This window comes from Streptomyces sp. JLBG701 (assembly GCF_058544905.1).
In genome coordinates this window covers 1,811,889-1,831,162 of record NZ_CM178588.1, presented here as the reverse complement: position 1 = coordinate 1,831,162, position 19,274 = coordinate 1,811,889, and the positions used below count along the sequence as shown (strand labels likewise).

Sequence of the window (19,274 nt, the reverse complement as noted above, 5' to 3'; positions counted from 1 at the left end):
TTGCCCCGCATTCATGCCGCTCCCTCCTGGCCTGTGAAGCTCACGTCGTCGGTCGCGGCGACATGTTCGGCAGGTGCGGTGAGGTGCCTGGCGGCATCCAGGGTTTCCCGGATGCGCTGGGCGAGGGTGTGCTGGTCGGGGTCGTTGACCCAGCGTTCGTAGGCGACCTTGAACGCGGCGATCCCGATTTCGGCCGCGAGTGCCGCGGTGGTGGTCTCCAGGCCGCGTTCGCGCAGCGCGTGGGTGAGCGTGGCGGCGAGTGCGGCGAGTTTGGCCAGTTCGCGTTCCTGGAGTTCGGAGTTGGCGGCGATGACGGCGTGGCGCTGTCGTGCCAGGTCCTCGCGTTCTTCGAAGACGGGAGTGGCTTCGGTCAGGGCGTGGGTGATCACCTCGAGCGGCGGGAGCGAGGCGGGGGCGGTGGCCGTGGCCTCCGCGAGGATGTCGGGGAGGGGGTTGGCGCTGGGGAAGAGGACTTCCCGTTTGTCGGCGAAGTGCCGGTAGAAGGTCCGTTCGGTGACGCCGGCGCGGGTGGCGATCTCCGCGACGGTGGTGGCGTCGAAGCCCTGGTGGTTGTAGAGCTCCAGCGCCGCCTTCTCCAGGCGGCCTCGTGCGTCGGGTTTCCATCGGCTCATGCCCCGATCCTACACCGCGATGACAGAAGCTGACATCAGAGTGATGACAGAGTCTGACATCGGTGCTACGGTGATGTCACGAACTGACATCAGGGCTCTCCGCCCCCGGCGGGGAACCCGCAGCAGGAAGGGCGCACCATGCGCGTATTCATCACCGGAGCCTCCGGACACCTCGGCTCCGCCGTCGTCCCCGAACTCCTCGCAGCCGGACACCAGGTCGGCGGCCTGGCCCGCTCGGACAAGTCCGCCGCCGCGTTGACGGCCGCCGGCGCCCAGGTACACCGAGGCGACCTCGACGACCTCGAGGGCCTGGCCGCGGCCGCCGCCGCGGCCGACGGCGTCATCCACCTGGCCTTCAAGCACGACGCCATGTTCGCCGGCGACTTCGACGGCGCCGTCGCAGCCGATCTGCGCGCCATCGACGCACTCGGAAACGCGCTCGCCGGCACCGGCAAGCCCCTGGTGACCACCTCGGGAACCGCACTGTTCGCCTTCGCAGGACTGCAGGACACCCTCACCGAGACCGACGCCCTCCAGGCGGGGCCGCGCATCGACGCCGAGAACGCGGTGATCGCACTCGCACAACGCGGCATCCGCTCGTCCGTCGTCCGGCTCACCCCGACCGTGCACAGCACGCTCGACCACAACGGCTTCATCCCGACCTTCATCTCCATCGCCCGCTCCAAGGGCGTCGCCGCCTACGTCGGCGACGGGACCAACCGCTGGCCCGCCGTGCACACCCTCGACGCGGCACGCCTGTACCGGCTGGCGCTGGAATCCGCACCGGCCGGATCACGGCTGCACGCCGTCGACGACCAGGGCATCACCTTCCGCCAGATCACCGAGGCCATCGGCCGCGGGCTGAACCTGCCCGTGGTCAGCATCCCGCCGACCCAGGCCGAAGCCCACTTCGGCTTCCTCAGCGCCCACGCCCAGGCCGACAACCCGTCCTCGAGCACGCTGACCCAGGACCTCCTCGGCTGGAAACCCGTCCAGCCCAGCCTCATCGACGACCTCGGCCAGGGCCACTACTTCGACACCCCGGACACCACCACACCCTGAACCCGCCCCATCTCCATCCCGCCCGTTCCCCGCGCCGCAACCAGGCGGCGCGGCCGAACCGGTCCTCACGACCATCACACCCAGGCGACCGGCTGCTGTGCACGCCGCCGTGCCACATCGCAGCGCAAGGAGACGAACGACATGAACATCAAAGACGCACGTGAGCGGATCGATCCCGAACTGGCCGAGGCCCTGAAGGCGGTGCCGATGACGCCGGCGGGGGTGTTCGATCTCAGCGACCTGGAGGGCACGCGAGCCGGTGTCCGCGCTTTCGCCGAGGCGATCGCGGCTCAGGTACCGGATGAGCCGTCCGTGTCGGTCGAACAGGTCGAGGTGCCCCGCCCGGACGGATCCACCCTCTCCATCCGGCTGCTGCGGCCCACCGCGGAAGCCGGGCCCCTTCCGGTACTGCTCTGGTTCCACGGCGGCGGGCAGGTCCTCGGGTACGCGGCCCAAGACGATCCCAACCTCAAGCGCCTGTGCCTGGAGGTCGGCTGCATAGCCGCCTCAGTCGACTACCGGCTCGCGCCGGAGGCTCCCGCCCCGGCCGCCGCCGAGGACGGACTGCTCGCCTACCGCTGGCTTCGTAGCGAGGCAGCCGCGCTCGGCATCGACGACAACCGCATCGCCCTGGCCGGACAAAGCGGCGGCGGGGGCATCGCCGCCGCCACCGCGCTCATGATCCGCGACCAGGGCGAGCCGGCGCCGCTCTTCCAGGCGCTGAGCTACCCGATGCTCGACGACCGCAACACCACCGCTTCGAGCCACGAGATCACCGACATCGGCATCTGGGACCGCGCGACCAACCTCCTGGCCTGGACCTCGATCCTCGGAGACCGCGCAGGCACCGACGACGTGCCGCCGTACTGCGCACCCGCCCGCGCGACGGAACTCACCGGGCTGCCGCCGACCTTCATGGCAGTCGCCGAACTCGACGTCTTCCGCGACGAGGACCTGAGCTATGCGACGCGGCTCCAGGCCAGCGGCGTCCCCGTCGAACTGCACCTGTACCCCGGCGCCTATCACGCCTGGGAACTCTTCGCTCCCGAAGCCGCGTTGAGCGCCGCGTACTTCCACGCCTGGTTCGGATACCTGCGTCGCCAGTTCAGCGCCCATCAGCCCTGAGCGTTCGCGGCCCGGTCGCGGTTGGAGTCGTCGTGGGCCGCGTCCCAGGGGTGGATCAGCATCACAGGGCCGTCAGGTAGTCGGGGACCGCGATGCCCGGGGCCAGGTCGGCGTTGTCGACGGGGGTGTCGTAGCCCTTGCGCAGCGGGACCACGCCGGCCCAGTGGGGGAGGGCGAGGTCCTCGGGCTCGTCGTTCGCGCCGCCCGTGCGGACCTTCGCCGAGAGCTCGTCGAGGTCGAGGCGGATCACCGAAGTGGCCGCGAGTTCCTTCTTGTCGGCGGGCCGGGAGTCGAGCGAGCGGCCCGCCACGACCTGGTCGACCAGCGCGTCCAGGGCCGTTCGCTTCTCCTCGGGGTCCGTCACCTGGTGGGCGATGCCGTGCACGACCACGGACCGGTAGTTGATGGAGTGGTGGAAGGCCGAGCGGGCCAGGATCAGCGCGTCGACGTGCGTCACCGTCAGGCACACCGGGAGACCGGGGTCCGCCTGGCCCGTCATCCGCAGCGGGCGCGAGCCCGTCGAGCCGTGCACATAGAGGACCTCGCCGACCCGGCCGTAGAGCGTGGGCAGCACGACCGGGGCGCCGTCACGCACAAAGCCGAGATGGCAGACGTACCCCTCGTCGAGTATCGAGTGCACCAGCTCCTTGTCGTACGAGGCCTTCTGCGCGGCGCGCGTGGGGACGGTGCGGTCGGTCGGGGTGTAGGCGGCGGGTGGCGTCGTCGTCTGCTGGGTCCCCTGCATTGCGCTCTCCATTGCACTAGTGCATACTTGGCTTTGTGCTAGAAGAATATCGGATCGAAGGGCGACGCGCAGCAGACATTTCCGCGAGCGTCGAGCGTGCGGTGGGTGCCGGTGCGCTGGAGCCCGGGCAACTGTTGCCGCCGATGCGGGAGTTGGCCGTCGAGCTGGGCGTGAATCCCAACACCGTCGCGGCCGCGTACCGCATCCTGCGCGAGCGGGGGGTCATCGAGACCGCCGGGCGCCGGGGCAGCCGTATCCGGCCGAAGCCCGTCACCACCGGGCGCGAGTTCATCCGCGTCGAGGTGGCGGACGGTGTGCGGGACGTGGCCAAGGGCAACCCCGATCCGGCCCTGCTGCCCTCGCTCGCGGCGGCGTTCGCGGCGGCGGGCGAGGCGGGTGACCGGGACCCCGTGTTCTACGGGGAGGCGCCAGTCGAGCCGGAGTTGGCGCGGATTGCGCGCGCCGACCTGGCGACCGACGGTGTGCCCGAGGGGCCGGTCGTCGTCACCTCCGGATCACTCGACGCCATCGAGCGCGTCCTCGCCGTGCACCTCAAGCCCGGGGACGCGGTCGCCGTCGAGGATCCCGGCTGGGGCAGCCTCCTCGACCTGGTTCCGGCGCTCGGGCTGCGCACGGTCCCGGTGGGCGTCGACGATGAAGGGCCGGTCGTCGGCGATGTGCGGCGGGCCCTGGAGTCCGGTGCCCGCGCCCTGATCGTCACGTGCCGGGCGCAGAACCCGACCGGTGCCGCGGTGAGCGCCGCACGCGCGCGTGACCTGCGTTCCGTGCTCCACGAGCACCCCGAGACCCTGCTCATCGAGGACGACCACGGCCACCGCATCGTCGACCTGCCCCTGCACCCCCTCGCGGGCGCCACGCGCGGCTGGGCCTTCGTGCGGTCGGTCGCCAAGGCGTACGGCCCCGACCTGCGCCTCGCCGTGCTCACCGGGGACGCGGCCACCGTCGACCGGGTCCGCGGGCGGCAGCGGCTGGGGCCCGGCTGGGTCAGCCGGCTGCTGCAACGGGCCGTGGTGCGGCTGTGGGCGGACGGTTCTGTGGACGCACGGAAAGTGGCCGGAACATACGGCGAGCGGCGTGACGCGCTGCTCCGCGCGCTGGCCGAGCGGGGTGTCGAGGCGCACGGCCGCAGCGGCATGAACGTCTGGATTCCCGTGCCCGACGAGACCGGCGCCGTGGCCCAACTCCTGCACGCCGGCTGGGCCGTCGCACCCGGCGCCCGCTTCCGGATGAGCGCCCCGCCCGGCATCCGGATCACCGTCTCACAGCTCACGGTGCGGGAGGCCGAGCAGTTGGCGGACGCAGTTGCCTCCGCACTCGACCCGACGTCGGCCCGGAACTACGTCTAGGCGTTCGCCCGTTCCTTCGCCCTGGCCTGCGTGAGCGCCGCGCCCGCCAGCACGATCACCGCCCCGACCGGCGTCGACCAGGTCAGCGACTCGCCGAGGATCGCGACGCCGGCCGCCGTGGCGATGACCGGGATGAAGTAGGTGACCATCTGGGCCGTGGTCGGCCCGACTTCGGCCACCAGGCCGTACTGGATGAGCATGGCCAGGCCGGTGCCCAGTGTCCCCAGCGCGGCGATCGCCAGCAGGGGGAGGACCGGGAAGCGGGTCGGGAACGTGGTGAACAGCGGGGTGACGACGGCCAGTTGGACCGTCGCCAGCAGCAACTGGGCGCCCGCCATGGACAGATGCGAGTGGCCGGCGCCGGCGAGAGTGCGACGGACGTAGATCCAGCCGATCGGGTAGCACAGCGAGGCCAGCAGGGCCATCGCCGTGCCCTTCGCGTCGACGCCGTGGAAGCCCTGCCAGGCGCCCAACACGGTCAGCACGCCCAGGAAGCCGAGGCCGAGGCCGGCCACCCGCACCCGGGTCGGACGGTCCTCGGAGAGGGCGACCAGGGACAGGGCCATGCCCCACAGCGGCGAGGTCGCGTTGCAGATGCCCGCGAGCGTGGACGGGATCGTCAGCTCGGCGTAGGAGAAGAGCGAGAACGGGAGTGCGTTGAGGAGGAACGCCGCGACCGCCAGATGCCCCCACGTCCGCGCACCGTGCGGGAGACGCTCCCGCTTCACCGCCAGCGCGGCCGCCAGCACCGCCGTGCCGAACACCAGCCGCCCGAGCGTGACTTGGAAGGGCGCGTAGCCGTCGGTGCCGACCTTGATGAGCAGGAAGCTGAAACCCCAGATCAGCGACAGCGCGCCGAAGCGCAGGCGCCAGTCGAGGACGGGGCGGGGGCGGCGGGCGGCCCGGGCGGCCGGCGTGCGGGTGGTGGTGACGGTGCTCATGGACGCAACGATCGCCGAGTTGATCTCGTAGCACAATCGAGAATTCGCGCTCGGTATCTCGTAGTATTGCTTACGTGTTGAATCTGGAGCGCCTGCGCACCCTCGACGCCCTGGCCCGCCACGGGTCGGTCAGCGGCGCGGCCGAGGGGCTGCATGTCACGACTTCGGCCGTCTCCCAGCAGATGTCCAAGCTGGAGCGGGAGGTGGGCCAGCAGCTCCTCGCCAAGAACGGCCGGGGCGTGCGGCTCACCGACGCGGGCCGGCTGCTGGCCGAGCACGCGGCGCGGATCCTGTCGCAGGTCGAGCTCGCCCAGTCCGACCTGGAGGCCCAACGCGGGCAGGTGGTGGGCGAGTTGCGGTTGTCGGCGTTCCCCACGGCCGCGCGCGGACTGTTCCCCACCGCGCTCGCCGCCCTGCGCGGCGAACATCCCGCGTTGCGGGTGCGCTCCTGCGAGTTGGAGCCCGAGGCCGGCATCGCCGGGGTGGTGCGCGGGGACCTCGACCTGGCGGTCGTGCTCGACTGGTACAACAAGCCGATGCCACTGCCCGACGGGCTGGTGAAGGCGTCCATCCTGGACGATCCGGCCGATGTGGCGATGCCGTCAGGGCATCGGCTCGCGGACCGCACCGAGGTGGACCTCGGGGAGTTCGCCGACGACGAGTGGATCACCTGGGGCGAGGGCGAGTTCTGTCACGAGTGGCTGATGTTCACCCTGCGCTCCAAGGGCGTCGAGCCGATCCTCAGCCATCGCGCCGCCGAGACGCACACCCAGCTCGCCCTGGTCGCGGCAGGGCTGGGGGTGTGCGTCGCGCCCCTCCTGGGGCGCCGTCCGATGCCCGTAGGAGTCGTCACCGTCCCGCTCAGGCAGCGGGTCCGCAGGCATGTGTACGTCGTCTGGCGGGCGGACGCCGACCGCCGCCCGTCGATCCGGGCGGCGGTACAGGCCCTGCGAGCGGCGGGCGAGGCGGTGGGGTGACGCACGCCCTACGGTGTTACCAGCTTGCGGAAGTCCCAGGACGCGATCGTCGTCGGCGTCAGCCGCACCCACGCGTGCCGGCCGTCGTGCGGCCACTCCTCAAGGCCGGCGTACTTCTGCGCGAACAGCCGCTCCACATCGACGAGTTCGGGGTTCGACTCGCCCTTGCGCGGCACCTCGCCGACGAACTCGACGGTGCCCGACAGCTCGACGCCCTGCAACTCGTCGTAGCCATGGCCCGCGTCGACCACGATCGCGACCCGGGGATCGCGGCGCAGATCGGCCCAGCGCTTGCTGCGGGTGATCGAGTAGAGCCACAACGAGGTGCCGTCCCACGCGAACCAGAGCGGGCTGACGTGCGGAGCGCCGTCCGCCGAGACGGTGGCGACGCGGCAGGTGCGCTGGGTGCTGAGGAATTCGTCCAGTTCGGCGGGCGCCATCATGATCTTCCGGCCCCGGCGCTGAGTGACGGCCATGCGGTCCCCTTCGACTACGGCGTGAGCTGCGGACAGTCATATCTGACGAAGCATCAGGAGAACCTCGTTCTCCTTCCGTTCGCACGCGATGCTCGCTACTCTCGCCCGCCCGGGCCACCGGCGACAAGGTCGACGACAAGGGAGAGCCATGCCGTCGTATGAACAACTCAGTGAACTCCTCGACCCCGCGACCACCGTGCTGCTCACCGTCGAGTGCCAGCAGGGGGTCGTCGGACCGGACAGCGCGCTGCCCGAACTCGCCAAGGAGGCACGCTCGTCGGGGGCGCTCGCCAATGTCGCTCGGCTGGTCGCCGCGGCGCACGAGAGCGGTGTCCAGGTGATCCACGCGATCGCCGAGCGCCGCCCGGACGGCCGGGGCGCGAACCGCAACGCCCGGCTGTTCCGGGCCGCCGAACGCCTCCCGGTCCAGCAGCTGTCCGGCACCACGGCGGTACGCGTCGCCGCCCCGATCGAGGTCACCGAGGAGGACTTCGTCGTACGACGGCTGCACGGCCTGTCGCCGATCCAGGGCACCGACGTCGACGCTTTGCTGCGCAACCTGGGCTGCCGCACCCTGATCGTCACCGGCGTCTCCGCCAACGTGGCGATCCCCAATGCCGTGTTCGACGCCGTGAACCGCGGCTACCACGCCGTCGTGCCCAGGGACGCCATCGCGGGGGTGCCCTCCGACTACACCCCCGCGATGATCCGCAACACCCTCGCGTTGGTCGCCACGGTCGCGACCACGGACGAGGTGCTGGCCTGTTTCAAGGGACCTCGCCGGATCACGCGAGCGTGATCGAGTCCCCGCTCACGGTGATCGTCTCGGCGGGCAGGGCCTCGGTGGCGGGGCCCTTCGTCACGCTGCCGTCGGTGACCGAGAACGCGCTGTTGTGGCACGGGCAGGTGATGACGCCGCCGGCGACGCCCGTCACCGCGCAGCCCGCGTGCGTGCACTTGGACGAGAACGCCTTGAACGTGCCCGCCGTGGGCTGGGTGATCACCACACCCTGGTCCTTGAAGATCTTGCCGCCGCCCTCGGGGATGTCCGAGGTCTTCGCGATCGCGGTGCCGGCGGCTCCGGTGTCGGCCGCGTCACCCTGTTCGGTGCCCGAAGTGGCGGAAGCGGCGGAATCCGAAGCGGACGAGTCGTCCCCCGACCCGCACGCGGTCAGCGCGACGGCGAGCCCCGCCGCGCCGGCTGCCGCCATGACGGTTCGACGGGCCGGTCCCGAGGAGGGCTGAAGCGAGGCGCTGGACATGCTGGCGTTCCTTCCGCAGACGACTTCATGCTCTGTGTTTCCTGATGCTCTGTTTCTTGCTCTGTGCGGAGATACGGCCCCCGTCCGCGCGCCGTTCAGGCGGCGTGCGCATCCGGCCGCCAACGCCCCAGTAACCTGGGGCGATGCTCAAGGAAGTCATCGCGACCCGCTACATCACGCCGCTGCGTGAGGGCGGCTCGCTGCCGGGGCTCGTCGAGGGGGACGACTTCGGGACGTACGTCCTGAAGTTCACCGGCGCGGGACAGGGCCGCAAGACGCTGGTCGCCGAGGTCGTGTGCGGTGAACTCGCCCGGCGGCTGGGTTTCCGGATGCCGCGCCTGGTGACGATCGACCTCGACCCGGTGCTGGGGCTCGGCGAGCCCGACCAACAGGTGCAGGAGCTGCTCAGGTCCAGCGGCGGCACCAATCTCGGCATGGACTTCCTGTCCGGCGCACTCGGCTTCGACCCCCTCGCCTTCACGGTGAGCGCCGAGGAGGCGGGCCGGATCGTCTGGTTCGACGCGCTGGTCAACAACGTCGACCGCTCCTGGCGCAACCCCAACCTGCTGATGTGGCAAGGTGACCTGTGGCTCATCGACCACGGCGCCACGATGATCTGGCACCACAACTGGCCTGGCGCCGAGACCTCCGCGGCCCGCCCCTACGACGCCTCCGACCACGCGCTCGCCGACTTCGCCCCGGACGTCGCGAAGGCCGCCGCCGAACTGGCCCCGCTGGTCACCGAGGAACTCCTCACCGAGGTCACCGCCGAGATCCCCGACACGTGGCTGACCGGCGAACCCGGCTTCGACACCCCGGACGACCTCCGCCGGGCCTACGCGCGGCCCCTGCTCGCGCGGGCCGCCGTCATCCACGAGCGCGTCGACGGCATCGAGGGAGCCAAGTGAACGAGCGCCACATCATCAGGCCCAGCGAGGCGAACGTCCGGGACGTCTTCGAGTACGCCCTGCTGCGCGTCGTACCGCGTGTCGAGCGCGGCGAGTGCATCAACGCCGGGGTGCTCGTCTACTGCCGCGCGCAGTCCTACGTCGGCGCCCGCACCCACCTCGACGAGACCAGGCTGCTCGCCCTCGACCCGGCGGCCGACGTGGCCGGGATCAGGGCCGCGCTGCGGGCCGTCGAGGGCGTGTGCACCGGCGGCGACGCGGCGGGGCAGGCCGCGCGGGACGACGCGGGCCGGCGCTTCCGCTGGCTGATCGCGCCCCGCTCGACGGTCGTCCAGCCCGGCCCGGTGCACACCGGGCTCACCGTCGATCCGGAGGCGGAGGCGGAGCGGTTGCTGGAACTGCTGGTGAGGTAATCGATCACACCTGCCACGTGTGACGTTGACACCGCGTGCCAGGGCTTCTAGCGTCACGTCTGCTGAAGGTACTAAGCGGTCGCTCACCAGATGGGCGTCTTTCTCGAGGGCGAGGAGAACCAGCAATGTCCACCACTGAGCAGCGGGTCGCGGTAGTCACGGGCGGTGCGCGCGGCATCGGCGCCGCCACCGCCGTACGACTGGCCGCCGAGGGGCGAGCCGTCGCGGTCATCGACCTCGACGAGGCCGCCTGCAAGGACACCGTGGAGCAGATCACCGCCGCCGGCGGCAAGGCGCTCGCGGTCGGCTGCGACGTCTCGGACGAGGCCCAGGTCGAGGCCGCCGTCGCGCGCATCGCGAGCGAGCTCGGTGCCCCGACGATCCTCGTCAACAACGCGGGCGTGCTCCGCGACAACCTGCTGTTCAAGATGAGCGCGTCCGACTGGGACACCGTCATGAACGTGCATCTGCGCGGCGCCTTCCTGATGTCGAAGGCCTGTCAGAAGTACATGGTGGACGCCAAGTTCGGCCGGATCGTCAACCTGTCCTCGTCCTCCGCCCTCGGCAACCGCGGCCAGGTCAACTACTCCGCCGCCAAGGCCGGCCTCCAGGGCTTCACCAAGACCCTCGCCTTCGAGCTCGGCAAGTTCGGCGTCACCGCGAACGCCGTCGCCCCCGGCTTCATCGCCACCGACATGACCGCCGCCACCGCCGAGCGCATCGGCATGGGCTTCGAGGACTTCAAGGCGGCCGCCGCCACCCAGATCCCGGTCCAGCGCGTGGGCAACCCCGACGACATCGCCAACGCCATCGCCTTCTTCACCGGCGAGGCCGCCGGATTCGTCTCCGGCCAGGTGCTGTACGTCGCCGGCGGACCGCTGAACTAGAGACCTAGGGACACTGGGAAAACGGACATGACTGAACTGCCTGCACTCTCCGGCAAGGTCGCGCTGATCACCGGTGCCAGCCGCGGCATCGGCTACGGCGTCGCCGAGGCGCTCATCGCCCGCGGCGACCGGGTCTGCATCACCGGCCGAAACGAGGACGCCCTCAAGGAGGCCGTCGAGGCGCTCGGCGCCGACCGCGTCATCGGCGTCGCCGGCAAGGCGCACGACGAGGCCCACCAGGCCGTCGCCGTCGAGCGCACCATGGAGGCCTTCGGCCGCGTCGACTACCTGGTCAACAACGCCGGTACCAACCCGGTGTTCGGGGCGATCGCCGACCTCGACCTCAACGTCGCCCGCAAGGTGTTCGAGACCAACGTGGTCTCGGCGCTCGGCTTCGCCCAGAAGACCTGGCACGCCTGGCAGAAGGACAACGGCGGCGCGATCGTCAACATCGCCTCCGTCGCCGGTGTTTCCGCCTCGCCCTTCATCGGCGCGTACGGCATCAGCAAGGCCGCGATGATCAACCTGAGCCTGCAGCTGGCGCACGAGTTCGCGCCCAAGGTGCGGGTCAACTCGATCGCTCCGGCGGTCGTGAAGACCAAGTTCGCGCAGGCCTTGTACGAGGGCCGGGAGGCGGAGGCCGCCGCGTCCTACCCGCTCGCCCGGCTCGGCGTGCCCTCCGACATCGGCGGCGCCGCCGCGTTTCTCACCTCGGACCAGTCCGACTGGATCACCGGCCAGACCCTCGTCATCGACGGCGGCATCTTCCTGAACGCCGGAGTCGGCTGACCGGTCGCGGGGCGCCGGTGCCTGTTTCACCGAATGGCACCGGCGTCCGACCGTAACTCGCACAGGGGCTCGACAAGGCCGTCACAAGTGTGTTGACCATGGCAGCGGCCAGGCGGGCGGAAGCGACCCGCGGGGCCTGCGGTATCGTTCGCCCACTCTTGGTACGGCATTTCGAGGAGCAAGCGCGTGTTCAACCGGAATCGATACATGCCGCCACTCGCGGCGCTCGCGTCCATATCCATGGTGGCCGGGTGCGGAGTGTTCTCCTCGGACTCCTCCGACGACGCGGATCCGATCGTCGTGGGTACCACCAGCATGCCGAGCACTCTGGACCCCGCCGCGGCCTGGGACAGCTCCTGGGAGCTGATGCGCAACACCTTCCAGACCCTTCTGAACTACAGCCCAGGCGGGTCCGAGCCCGAGCCGGACGCCGCCGAGAGCTGCGAGTTCACGGACACCACCAGCACGGTGTACAGCTGCAAGCTGCGCGAGGGCCTGGAGTTCTCCAACGGGCACACGCTGGACGCGAAGGCCGTCAAGCACTCGTTCGACCGGATCAAGAAGATCAACGTCAACGGTGGCCCCGCCGGCCTGCTGGGCACCCTCTCCCAGGTGGAGACGAAGGGTGACCGTGAGGTCGTCTTCCACCTCAGCCAGCCCGACGCGACCTTCCCCCTCGTGCTCACCACGCCCGCCATGTCGATCGTGGACCCCGAGGAGTATCCCGCGGACAAGCTCCGTGAGGACGGGAAGGTCACCGGCTCGGGGCCCTACAACCTCGCTTCCTACGACGAGGGCGAGACGGCCGAGCTGGTCCGCAACGACACCTACAAGGGCCTGACGGAGCGCAAGAACTCCGGCGTCACCATCAGATACTTCCAGCAGTCGGACGAGCTGCTCAAGGCCCTCAAGGACAAGGACATCTCGGTCATCTACCGCGGTCTCGGTGCTGCGGACATCGTGGACATCCAGACCAACCACGACGACCAGGGGCTCCAGATCCTGGAGAACGCCACCACCGAGATCAGCTACCTGGTGTTCAACCCCAAGGACCCCTGGTCGGCGAAGCCCGCCGTCCGCAAGGCGGTCGCCCAGGTCGTCGACCGCCCGACGCTCGCCCACAACATCTACAAGGACACCGTCGAGCCGCTGTACTCCATGATCCCCAGGGGCCTGGTGGGCCACACCACGGGCTTCTTCGACGACTACGGGAACCCCAGCGTCCCCAAGGCCAGGAAGATCCTCGAAAACGCGGGCATCACCGACCGCGTCCCGCTGACGCTCTGGTACACCAGCGACCGCTACGGCTCCCAGACCAAGCCCGCCTTCGAGGAGCTGAAGCGGCAGCTCGAGGAGTCGGGCCTGTTCACGGTCACGCTGAAGAGCCGCCCCTGGAAGACCTACTCGGAGGGCTACCAGAACGGCGAGTACCCGGTCTTCGGGCGTGGCTGGTTCCCCGACTTCAACGACGCCGACAACTTCATCGCGCCCTTCGTGGGCGAGCAGAACGCGCTCGGCACCCCGTACGACGCGCCCGAGATCACCGAAGAGCTGCTGCCGGCGTCGCGCGCGGAGAGCGACCGCGGGGCCGTGGAAGAGGAGTTCGAGGAGGCCCAGCAGATCCTCGTGGACGACGCGCGGCTGATTCCGCTGTGGCAGGGCAAGCAGTACGTGGCCGCGGACGAGGAGATCGCCGGTCTCGAGAACGTCATCGACCCTGCGACCATGATGGTCATGGGGGACCTGTACTGGAAGACCAGCTGGTAGCGCGGTCGGCGGAGTCGGTTGTCAGTGGTCGCCTGTAGGTTCTGTGGCCTGGGAGTCACCACACCCGTGGTGACCGCCACACCGTGGTGACCGCACACCGTAAGGAAGTTGACGTGACCGACACCGCCATGCTGCCCGAGTCCTGGCGCGGGGTCCTGGGGGGCGAGCTTCAGCAGCCCTACTTCAAGGAGCTGACCGAGTTCGTCGAGGAGGAGCGCGAGCGGGGTCCCGTCTACCCGCCGCGCGAGGAGGTCTTCGCCGCGCTCGACGCGACGCCGTACGAGCGGGTGAAGGTCCTGATCCTCGGTCAGGACCCCTACCACGGCGAGGGGCAGGGGCACGGCCTGTGCTTCTCGGTGCGTCCCGGTGTGAAGACCCCGCCCTCCTTGCGCAACATCTACAAGGAGATGAAGGAGGAGCTCGGGCTCCCCGTCCCCGACAACGGCTATCTGATGCCGTGGGCCCAGCAGGGCGTCCTGCTGCTCAACGCGGTGCTCACCGTCCGCTCCGGCGAGGCCAACTCGCACAAGGGCAGGGGCTGGGAGAAGTTCACGGACGCGGTGATCCGGGCCGTGGCCGACCGTCCCGACCCGGCGGTCTTCGTCCTCTGGGGCAACTACGCGCAGAAGAAGCTCCCCCTGATCGACGAGGAGCGCCACGTCGTGGTCAAGGGCGCGCACCCCTCCCCGCTCTCCGCGAAGAAGTTCTTCGGCTCCCGCCCGTTCACACAGATCAACGAGGCGGTCGCCGGGCAGGGCCACGACCCGATCGACTGGCACATCCCCGACCTGGGCTGACCTGGCCGTCATAGGCGGTCCTGTGTCGTACGGGGCCGCCTGACGGGGATTGTCAGTGGCTCCCGTTAGCGTCGGGGAGGAAGGTCGACGAGGGGCTGGAGGACGCTGTGGTGGAGCGACAGGGGCAGGCGGCGTCGGATGCCGTGATGGGGCGGATCGGGCAGTTCGTCATGTTGCATCACGGCGGGGACCGGGAGGAGGCCCGGGGCCGCCTGCTCGACCTGTGGGCGGAGATCGGCGAGCACGGCGACCCGCTGCACCGCTGCACGCTGGCCCACTATCTGGCCGACACCCAGGACGACCCCTCGGACGAACTGGCCTGGGATCTCCGGGCGTTGACGGCCGCGGAGGAGCTCACGGACGACCGGCTCGCCGAGCACGAGGGCGCGCTCGCGGTGCGTGCGCTCTACCCCTCCCTGCACCTGAATCTGGCCGCCGACTATGTGAAGCTCGACCGCTCGGAGGACGCCCGCACCCATCTGCGCCGGGCCCGCCACGCCTCCGACGCCCTCGCCGACGACAGCTACGGCGACGGCGTGCGCGCGGCGATCAGCCGACTGGAGCTGAGACTGGGCGAGGGCGATTCCTCCGGGGGCGGCACTGGAGGCGAGACGTGGGGGCCGCCGAGGCAGCGGCCTTAGAAGCGGCGGAGACTGCTCAGCGGCCGTACGCCTCCTTGCAGATGACCGCCTGGGGGCTGTCCGGCTGCCAGTTGCCGTACTTCTTGCCGAGGGCGCACAGGTCGGTCGCGTTCTTGGGGACCTCGCGGGTCACGTCGGGGACCTCGACGCGGGGCGGCTGAGGACGGCGGGGTTCCGGGTGCGAGCGGGGTGACTGGGCCTGCGGTGCCTGTGAGGGGGTCACGGCTGCCGGGCGGTGTGGCGGGGACGCGGCCGGTTTCGGGCGGCGGGACGGGCCGATGAGCTCCAGGGCCTCGCGGGCCGGCGCCTCCACGATCTGCGGCTCCGCCCGGTCGTTCGGCCCCGGCGCAGACGGCTGCGGGGGCGCCGGTGGGGGACCGTACGCGGGCGGTTGCTGGACCGTCACACAGCCGGTGAGGGCCGAGACAGCCACGGTGACCAGGAGCGTTGCGGTGGTCGTCGTTCGATGCACCCGCGCCACTCTGCTGGGTCCGACCCTCTCGGGCACGGCGGACAAGCGAAGGTTGCCCCACACGGGTGATCCAGTGCCCCGTACGAAGGGCGCGGGCCCGCCCCGGGTGACGTCAGTCGCCGACGGCACCGTCGACGCGCTCGCGGACCAGGTCGGCGTGGCCGTTGTGGCGGGCGTACTCCTCGATCAAGTGCGTATAGATCCAGCGCAGGTTGAAGGGCTCACCGGAGGACCTGCCCTTGCCCTTGGAGAGATCGTCCAGGCCGAAGCCCGCCGCGTTCTGCCGTGCGATGTCGATCTCGGCCTGCCACGTGCCGTACGCCTCCGCCCAGGTGTCCGATTGGGTGACATGGAACTCGCCGTCCGGATCCTCGTCGCTGTAGTAGATCGGCCCCGCGTCCTCGCCCACCAGCACCTTGCGGAACCAGCCCCGCTCCACCTCCGCCATATGCCGCACCAGCCCCATCAGCGACAGCTCGGACGGCTCCACCGAGGCGGTCCTCAACTGCTCGTCGCTCAGGCCCTCGCACTTCCACGCGAGCGTCTGGCGGTGATAGTCGAGCCAGCCCTCCAGCATGGTGCGTTCGTCGGCGTTCTGGGCGGGTTCACTGCGCTCGATGGTCATGCCCGCATCCTGTCCCAGCCCACCTCCGACCACCAGGCATTTAACGTGGGCGGCCGCCCTATGCTTCGGTGGAGACACGCGCAGGCAACCGGAAGAGGAGACCCCCGTGAAGGTCGGCTGCATCGGACTCGGCGACATCGCGCAGAAGGCCTATCTGCCGGTCCTTGGCACGCGGCCCGGTATCGACCTGCACCTCCAGACCCGCACGCCCGCCACGCTCACCCGGGTCGCCGACTCCCTGCACCTTCCGGCGGACCGGCGCCACGCCGACCTCGACTCACTCCTCGCCCAGGACCTCGACGCCGCCTTCGTGCACGCGCCCACCGCCGTGCACCCCGAGATCGTCACCCGGCTCCTGGAGGCGGGCGTACCGACGTACGTCGACAAGCCGCTCGCCTACGAACTCGCCGACTCCGAGCGGCTGGTGCGGCTCGCGGAGCAGCGGAACGTGTCCCTCGCCGTCGGGTTCAACCGGCGGCACGCCCCCGGGTACGCGCAGTGCGCCGACCATCCGCGCGAGCTGATCCTGATGCAGAAGAACCGCATCGGGCTCCCCGAGGAACCCCGCGCGATGATCCTCGACGACTTCATCCACGTCGTGGACACCCTGCGCTTCCTGGTGCCGGGCCCCATCGAGGACGTGACCGTGCGCGCCCGCACCGAGGACGGACTGCTGCACCATGTCGTGCTGCAACTCGCCGGGGACGGCTTCACGGCCCTCGGCGTGATGAACCGGCTCAGCGGTTCGGCGGAGGAGATCCTGGAGGTCTCCGGGCAGGACACCAAACGGCAGGTGGTCAACCTCGCCGAGGTGATCGACCACAAGGGACAGCCGACCGTACGGCGGCGCGGCGACTGGGTGCCGGTCGCCCGGCAGCGCGGCATCGAGCAGGCCGTCCTCGCCTTCCTCGACGCCGTGCGCGCCGGAAAGGTGCTCAGCGCCCGGGATGCGCTGGCGACTCACGAACTGTGCGAGCGGGTGGTACGTGCGGTGTCGGAGCACTCCGGCGCGGCCTGAACGCCCGCATGCCCTCCGTCGCGCACAGGGCGGCGAGCACGAGCAGCGCCGCGTGCAGCGGCCAGTCGCCGAAGCGGACGTACGGCGTGACACCGCTGGCCAGCGGGACGTCGTACACCTGCGACGTGCTCGCGCTCGTGCCGAGCCACGATCCGATGCGCTGTCCGCTCGGCCCGTAGACGGCGGAGACGCCCGTCAGCGTCGCGTGCACCATCGGTCGGCCGGTCTCTGCGGCGCGCAGCGCCGCGAGCGAGGCGTGCTGCTCCGGGGCCCAGCTCTGCTGGAACGACGACGTCGCCGACTGGGCGATCAGCAACTCGGCGCCGTCCTCGGCGAGATGGCGGCTCATGTCGGGGAACGCGGACTCGAAGCAGACCATCGGGCCGATGCGCAGCCCGTTCCCGGCGTTCATCACCACCTGCTCGGTGCCGCGTATACGGTCCTCGCCGGCGGCTTTGCCGACGGAGGTGGCCCAGCCGAGCAGGGAGCGGGCCGGTATGTACTCGCCGAACGGGACGAGCCGCATCTTGTCGTAGCGGTCGCCGGTCAAGCCGTCCGGGCCGACGAGCACCGAACTCTTGTAGATGCCGGGCCGGTCGGAGCGGCGGGCGTCGACATTGACCAGGATGTCGGCGTCGGTCGCTCGGGAGAGGACGGCGATGCGACGGGCCAGGTCGGGCCGGTCGCCCAGGTCGAAGCCGACGCTGCTCTCGCCCCAGACGATCAGGTCGAGGTCCTGCCCGACGAGCTCGCGGGTGAGTTTCTCCTCCAGAGCGAACCGCTTCGAGGGGCCGCCGACGCCGTCGACGACGCCGGGCTGGACGACGGCGATCCGGACCCGGCCGTCGACATCGGGGCGCGGCGACCAGACCCAGGCCGCCGAGGTCGCGGCCGCCGTCGCGAGCAGCCCGGCCACGGCCGGGACCCGGGACTCGCGCACGGCCACGAGGACGGCGAACGCGACATTGACGGCCACGATCAGGAAACTGAGCAGCCACACCCCGCCGACCGAGGCGAGCCGCAGCGCCGGCTCCACCTGCCACTGGCTGGCCCCCAGCACGCCCCACGGCCCGCCCAGCGCCTGCCACGAGCGCACCAGCTCGACCGTGAGCCAGCCGGACGGCAGCACCACGAGCCCGGCCGCGATCCGCCCCCGAGAGGGCACCCCGGCCAGGAAGCGGCGGACCAGCCAGCCCCAGGGGGCCCACAGCGCACCGAGCAGTGCCGCTATCAGGACCGTGAACACGTGCAGGTTCGGCAGCAGCCAGTGATGCATCGCCAGGATGAAGCCGAACCCGCCGAACCAGCCGTCGTACGCCGCCCGCCTCCCGGTCGGCGCCGAGCGGGCGAGGAGGATCCACGGGACGAGAGCGACGTAGGCGAACCACCACAGGGACGGCGCGGGGAAGGCGAACACGGGCAGCGCGCCTGCCAGCGCGGCGGCGGTCGAGCGCCGCCACGGGGTGGTGAGCCGGAGGTCCGGCGTCTTCATGGGCATCCCCCTACCCGGTGGGTGCCTCCAGTGTGCGCGCCCGGGACGATCTCGAACAGGGGGACCCGGTTCAGCCCGCCGCGGGCTCTTCGGCCGGCTGCGGGGCGCGGCGCCACTTCTCCTGTACGACCACCTCGCGCAGCCGCCAGCCGTCGTACGTCCGCAGCAGCTCGAACGCGTACCGGCCGCCGCACACGAAGTCGGGTGCGGTGGAGCCGCCGTCGGTACCGGCGAAGCGCATCGGGTTGACGTAGTCGGCCTGCACCCGGGCGGTGTCGCCGGTGTCCTGATCCAGTACGCCGAAGCGGATCCGACGGTTGACGATCAGATGCTGCCGCATCGGAAACAGCCGCATACTCTCCGCAAGCCACGCGGTGACCTTCCCGGCGTCCCCTTCGATACCCCCGGCCGAGCGGTAGTCGGCCCGCCCGTCAGGCGTGAACAGCCCGCGGTACGTCTCCCAGTCGCCGTCGTCGACCGCCACCGCGTATTCGGTGATCAGTCCGTCCACGGCCAGCCGGTCCATCACGGTCGCGAGCTCTACACGCTGCGTCATCGAATCAGTGTTGGTCATGGAGAGGTCCGCGCCAAGGGGGTCGGCGATATTGGTCTGGTGTGAGGCGGACGTGTGCGCGCCCGCCACACGGAGTCCAGCCAGCCAACAGCTGCCTGTCAGGCGCGGTACACCAATAGATACCGTCATAACCCCAGGCGACGGATGGTGGAGCAGGGGAGGAGCCTGGCGGATTCGGTGCGGTCGCGGTGTACGTCGGCAGGGGCCCACAGGAAGTCGGTCGGCGTCCTGACCGGATAGAGACCCAGTACGCCAGGACACCGCCGGGGCAGGGACTAGTCTGAGGCTGCTGAACAGCTGTGTG

At 70.5% G+C, this 19,274-nt stretch carries 22 protein-coding genes; 13 read left to right on the top strand and 9 right to left on the bottom strand.

The annotated features are described in order from the left end of the window. Positions 1–11 precede the first annotated feature (11 nt). Complete coding sequence (locus tag AC5DRG_RS08415; RefSeq protein ID WP_491809366.1) at positions 12–632, bottom strand: TetR family transcriptional regulator; 621 nt, start codon at positions 630–632, stop codon at positions 12–14. A gap of 138 nt (positions 633–770) precedes the next feature. Here AC5DRG_RS08415 and AC5DRG_RS08410 point away from each other — a divergent pair, with 138 nt between their 5' ends. Both AC5DRG_RS08410 and AC5DRG_RS08405 read left to right on the top strand, forming a co-directional pair. Further along, the gene (locus tag AC5DRG_RS08410; protein ID WP_491809365.1) at positions 771–1,694 is read left to right on the top strand and encodes an SDR family oxidoreductase; all 924 of its coding nucleotides are present in this window, start codon (positions 771–773) and stop codon (positions 1,692–1,694) included. A gap of 141 nt (positions 1,695–1,835) precedes the next feature. Continuing rightward, a complete protein-coding gene (locus AC5DRG_RS08405; protein WP_491809364.1) occupies positions 1,836–2,819 on the top strand; it encodes an alpha/beta hydrolase in 984 nt (327 codons plus the stop codon). 61 nt (positions 2,820–2,880) lie between these two features. On the opposite strand, the gene AC5DRG_RS08400 is transcribed toward AC5DRG_RS08405, so the two are convergent. Next, positions 2,881–3,564 carry a pyridoxamine 5'-phosphate oxidase family protein gene (locus AC5DRG_RS08400; RefSeq protein WP_491809363.1) on the bottom strand — a complete coding sequence of 228 codons (684 nt, stop codon included), beginning with the start codon at positions 3,562–3,564 and terminating at the stop codon, positions 2,881–2,883. Between the two features lie 35 nt (positions 3,565–3,599). On the opposite strand from AC5DRG_RS08400, the gene AC5DRG_RS08395 reads away from it, so the two are divergent. Next, positions 3,600–4,931, top strand: a complete 1,332-nt coding sequence (locus AC5DRG_RS08395) for an aminotransferase class I/II-fold pyridoxal phosphate-dependent enzyme (RefSeq protein WP_491809362.1) — start codon at positions 3,600–3,602, stop codon at positions 4,929–4,931. Here the strand turns inward: AC5DRG_RS08395 and AC5DRG_RS08390 are convergent. Next, entirely contained in the window at positions 4,928–5,872 is a 945-nt protein-coding gene (locus AC5DRG_RS08390) for a DMT family transporter (RefSeq protein ID WP_491809361.1), read from the bottom strand. The genes AC5DRG_RS08395 and AC5DRG_RS08390 overlap by 4 nt on opposite strands. Before the next feature lie 74 nt (positions 5,873–5,946). Between AC5DRG_RS08390 and AC5DRG_RS08385 the strand changes: the two genes are divergently transcribed. Continuing rightward, entirely contained in the window at positions 5,947–6,849 is a 903-nt protein-coding gene (locus tag AC5DRG_RS08385) for a LysR family transcriptional regulator (RefSeq protein ID WP_491809360.1), read from the top strand. An 8-nt stretch (positions 6,850–6,857) separates the two neighbouring features. On the opposite strand, the gene AC5DRG_RS08380 is transcribed toward AC5DRG_RS08385, so the two are convergent. Then, the gene (locus AC5DRG_RS08380) at positions 6,858–7,325 is read right to left on the bottom strand and encodes a pyridoxamine 5'-phosphate oxidase family protein (RefSeq protein ID WP_491809359.1); all 468 of its coding nucleotides are present in this window, start codon (positions 7,323–7,325) and stop codon (positions 6,858–6,860) included. Positions 7,326–7,473: 148 nt separating this feature from the next. Here AC5DRG_RS08380 and AC5DRG_RS08375 point away from each other — a divergent pair, with 148 nt between their 5' ends. Then, positions 7,474–8,124 (top strand): cysteine hydrolase family protein, encoded by a 651-nt coding sequence (locus AC5DRG_RS08375; RefSeq protein WP_491809357.1) that lies wholly within the window; start codon positions 7,474–7,476, stop codon positions 8,122–8,124. Here AC5DRG_RS08375 and AC5DRG_RS08370 read toward each other — a convergent pair. After that, positions 8,111–8,587: a Rieske (2Fe-2S) protein gene (locus AC5DRG_RS08370; protein WP_491809355.1), complete on the bottom strand. Its 477-nt coding sequence runs from the start codon at positions 8,585–8,587 to the stop codon at positions 8,111–8,113. The two genes, AC5DRG_RS08375 and AC5DRG_RS08370, sit on opposite strands and share 14 nt — an antisense overlap. 143 nt (positions 8,588–8,730) lie before the next feature. Between AC5DRG_RS08370 and AC5DRG_RS08365 the strand changes: the two genes are divergently transcribed. The 7 genes from AC5DRG_RS08365 (at position 8,731) to AC5DRG_RS08335 (ending at position 14,789) form a co-directional block, all read left to right on the top strand. Then, positions 8,731–9,495 carry a HipA family kinase gene (locus AC5DRG_RS08365; protein WP_491809353.1) on the top strand — a complete coding sequence of 255 codons (765 nt, stop codon included), beginning with the start codon at positions 8,731–8,733 and terminating at the stop codon, positions 9,493–9,495. Then, a complete protein-coding gene (locus tag AC5DRG_RS08360; RefSeq protein ID WP_491809351.1) occupies positions 9,492–9,908 on the top strand; it encodes a DUF3037 domain-containing protein in 417 nt (138 codons plus the stop codon). The genes AC5DRG_RS08365 and AC5DRG_RS08360 overlap by 4 nt, the downstream gene beginning before the upstream one ends. A 125-nt stretch (positions 9,909–10,033) precedes the next feature. Continuing rightward, positions 10,034–10,795 (top strand): 3-oxoacyl-ACP reductase FabG, encoded by a 762-nt coding sequence (fabG, locus tag AC5DRG_RS08355; RefSeq protein ID WP_491809349.1) that lies wholly within the window; start codon positions 10,034–10,036, stop codon positions 10,793–10,795. A gap of 27 nt (positions 10,796–10,822) precedes the next feature. Next, a complete protein-coding gene (locus tag AC5DRG_RS08350) occupies positions 10,823–11,584 on the top strand; it encodes an SDR family oxidoreductase (RefSeq protein WP_491809347.1) in 762 nt (253 codons plus the stop codon). 186 nt (positions 11,585–11,770) lie between these two features. After that, entirely contained in the window at positions 11,771–13,351 is a 1,581-nt protein-coding gene (locus tag AC5DRG_RS08345; protein WP_491809345.1) for an ABC transporter substrate-binding protein, read from the top strand. A gap of 113 nt (positions 13,352–13,464) precedes the next feature. After that, positions 13,465–14,148 carry a uracil-DNA glycosylase gene (ung, locus tag AC5DRG_RS08340; RefSeq protein ID WP_491809343.1) on the top strand — a complete coding sequence of 228 codons (684 nt, stop codon included), beginning with the start codon at positions 13,465–13,467 and terminating at the stop codon, positions 14,146–14,148. A gap of 107 nt (positions 14,149–14,255) precedes the next feature. Continuing rightward, positions 14,256–14,789, top strand: a complete 534-nt coding sequence (locus tag AC5DRG_RS08335) for a hypothetical protein (protein ID WP_491809341.1) — start codon at positions 14,256–14,258, stop codon at positions 14,787–14,789. A 16-nt stretch (positions 14,790–14,805) separates the two neighbouring features. On the opposite strand, the gene AC5DRG_RS08330 is transcribed toward AC5DRG_RS08335, so the two are convergent. Both AC5DRG_RS08330 and AC5DRG_RS08325 read right to left on the bottom strand, forming a co-directional pair. Further along, a complete protein-coding gene (locus AC5DRG_RS08330; RefSeq protein WP_491809339.1) occupies positions 14,806–15,261 on the bottom strand; it encodes a hypothetical protein in 456 nt (151 codons plus the stop codon). A 112-nt stretch (positions 15,262–15,373) separates the two neighbouring features. Next, positions 15,374–15,886: a DinB family protein gene (locus AC5DRG_RS08325; RefSeq protein WP_491809337.1), complete on the bottom strand. Its 513-nt coding sequence runs from the start codon at positions 15,884–15,886 to the stop codon at positions 15,374–15,376. 106 nt (positions 15,887–15,992) lie between these two features. Between AC5DRG_RS08325 and AC5DRG_RS08320 the strand changes: the two genes are divergently transcribed. Beyond that, on the top strand, positions 15,993–16,904 hold the full coding sequence (locus tag AC5DRG_RS08320) for a Gfo/Idh/MocA family protein (RefSeq protein WP_491809335.1): 912 nt from the start codon (positions 15,993–15,995) through the stop codon (positions 16,902–16,904). On the opposite strand, the gene lnt is transcribed toward AC5DRG_RS08320, so the two are convergent. Further along, entirely contained in the window at positions 16,822–18,396 is a 1,575-nt protein-coding gene (lnt, locus tag AC5DRG_RS08315; protein ID WP_491809333.1) for an apolipoprotein N-acyltransferase, read from the bottom strand. The genes AC5DRG_RS08320 and lnt overlap by 83 nt on opposite strands. Positions 18,397–18,466: 70 nt before the next feature. Continuing rightward, positions 18,467–18,952, bottom strand: coding sequence for a nuclear transport factor 2 family protein (locus tag AC5DRG_RS08310; protein WP_491809332.1), 486 nt, complete (start codon positions 18,950–18,952; stop codon positions 18,467–18,469). Positions 18,953–19,274 lie beyond the last annotated feature (322 nt).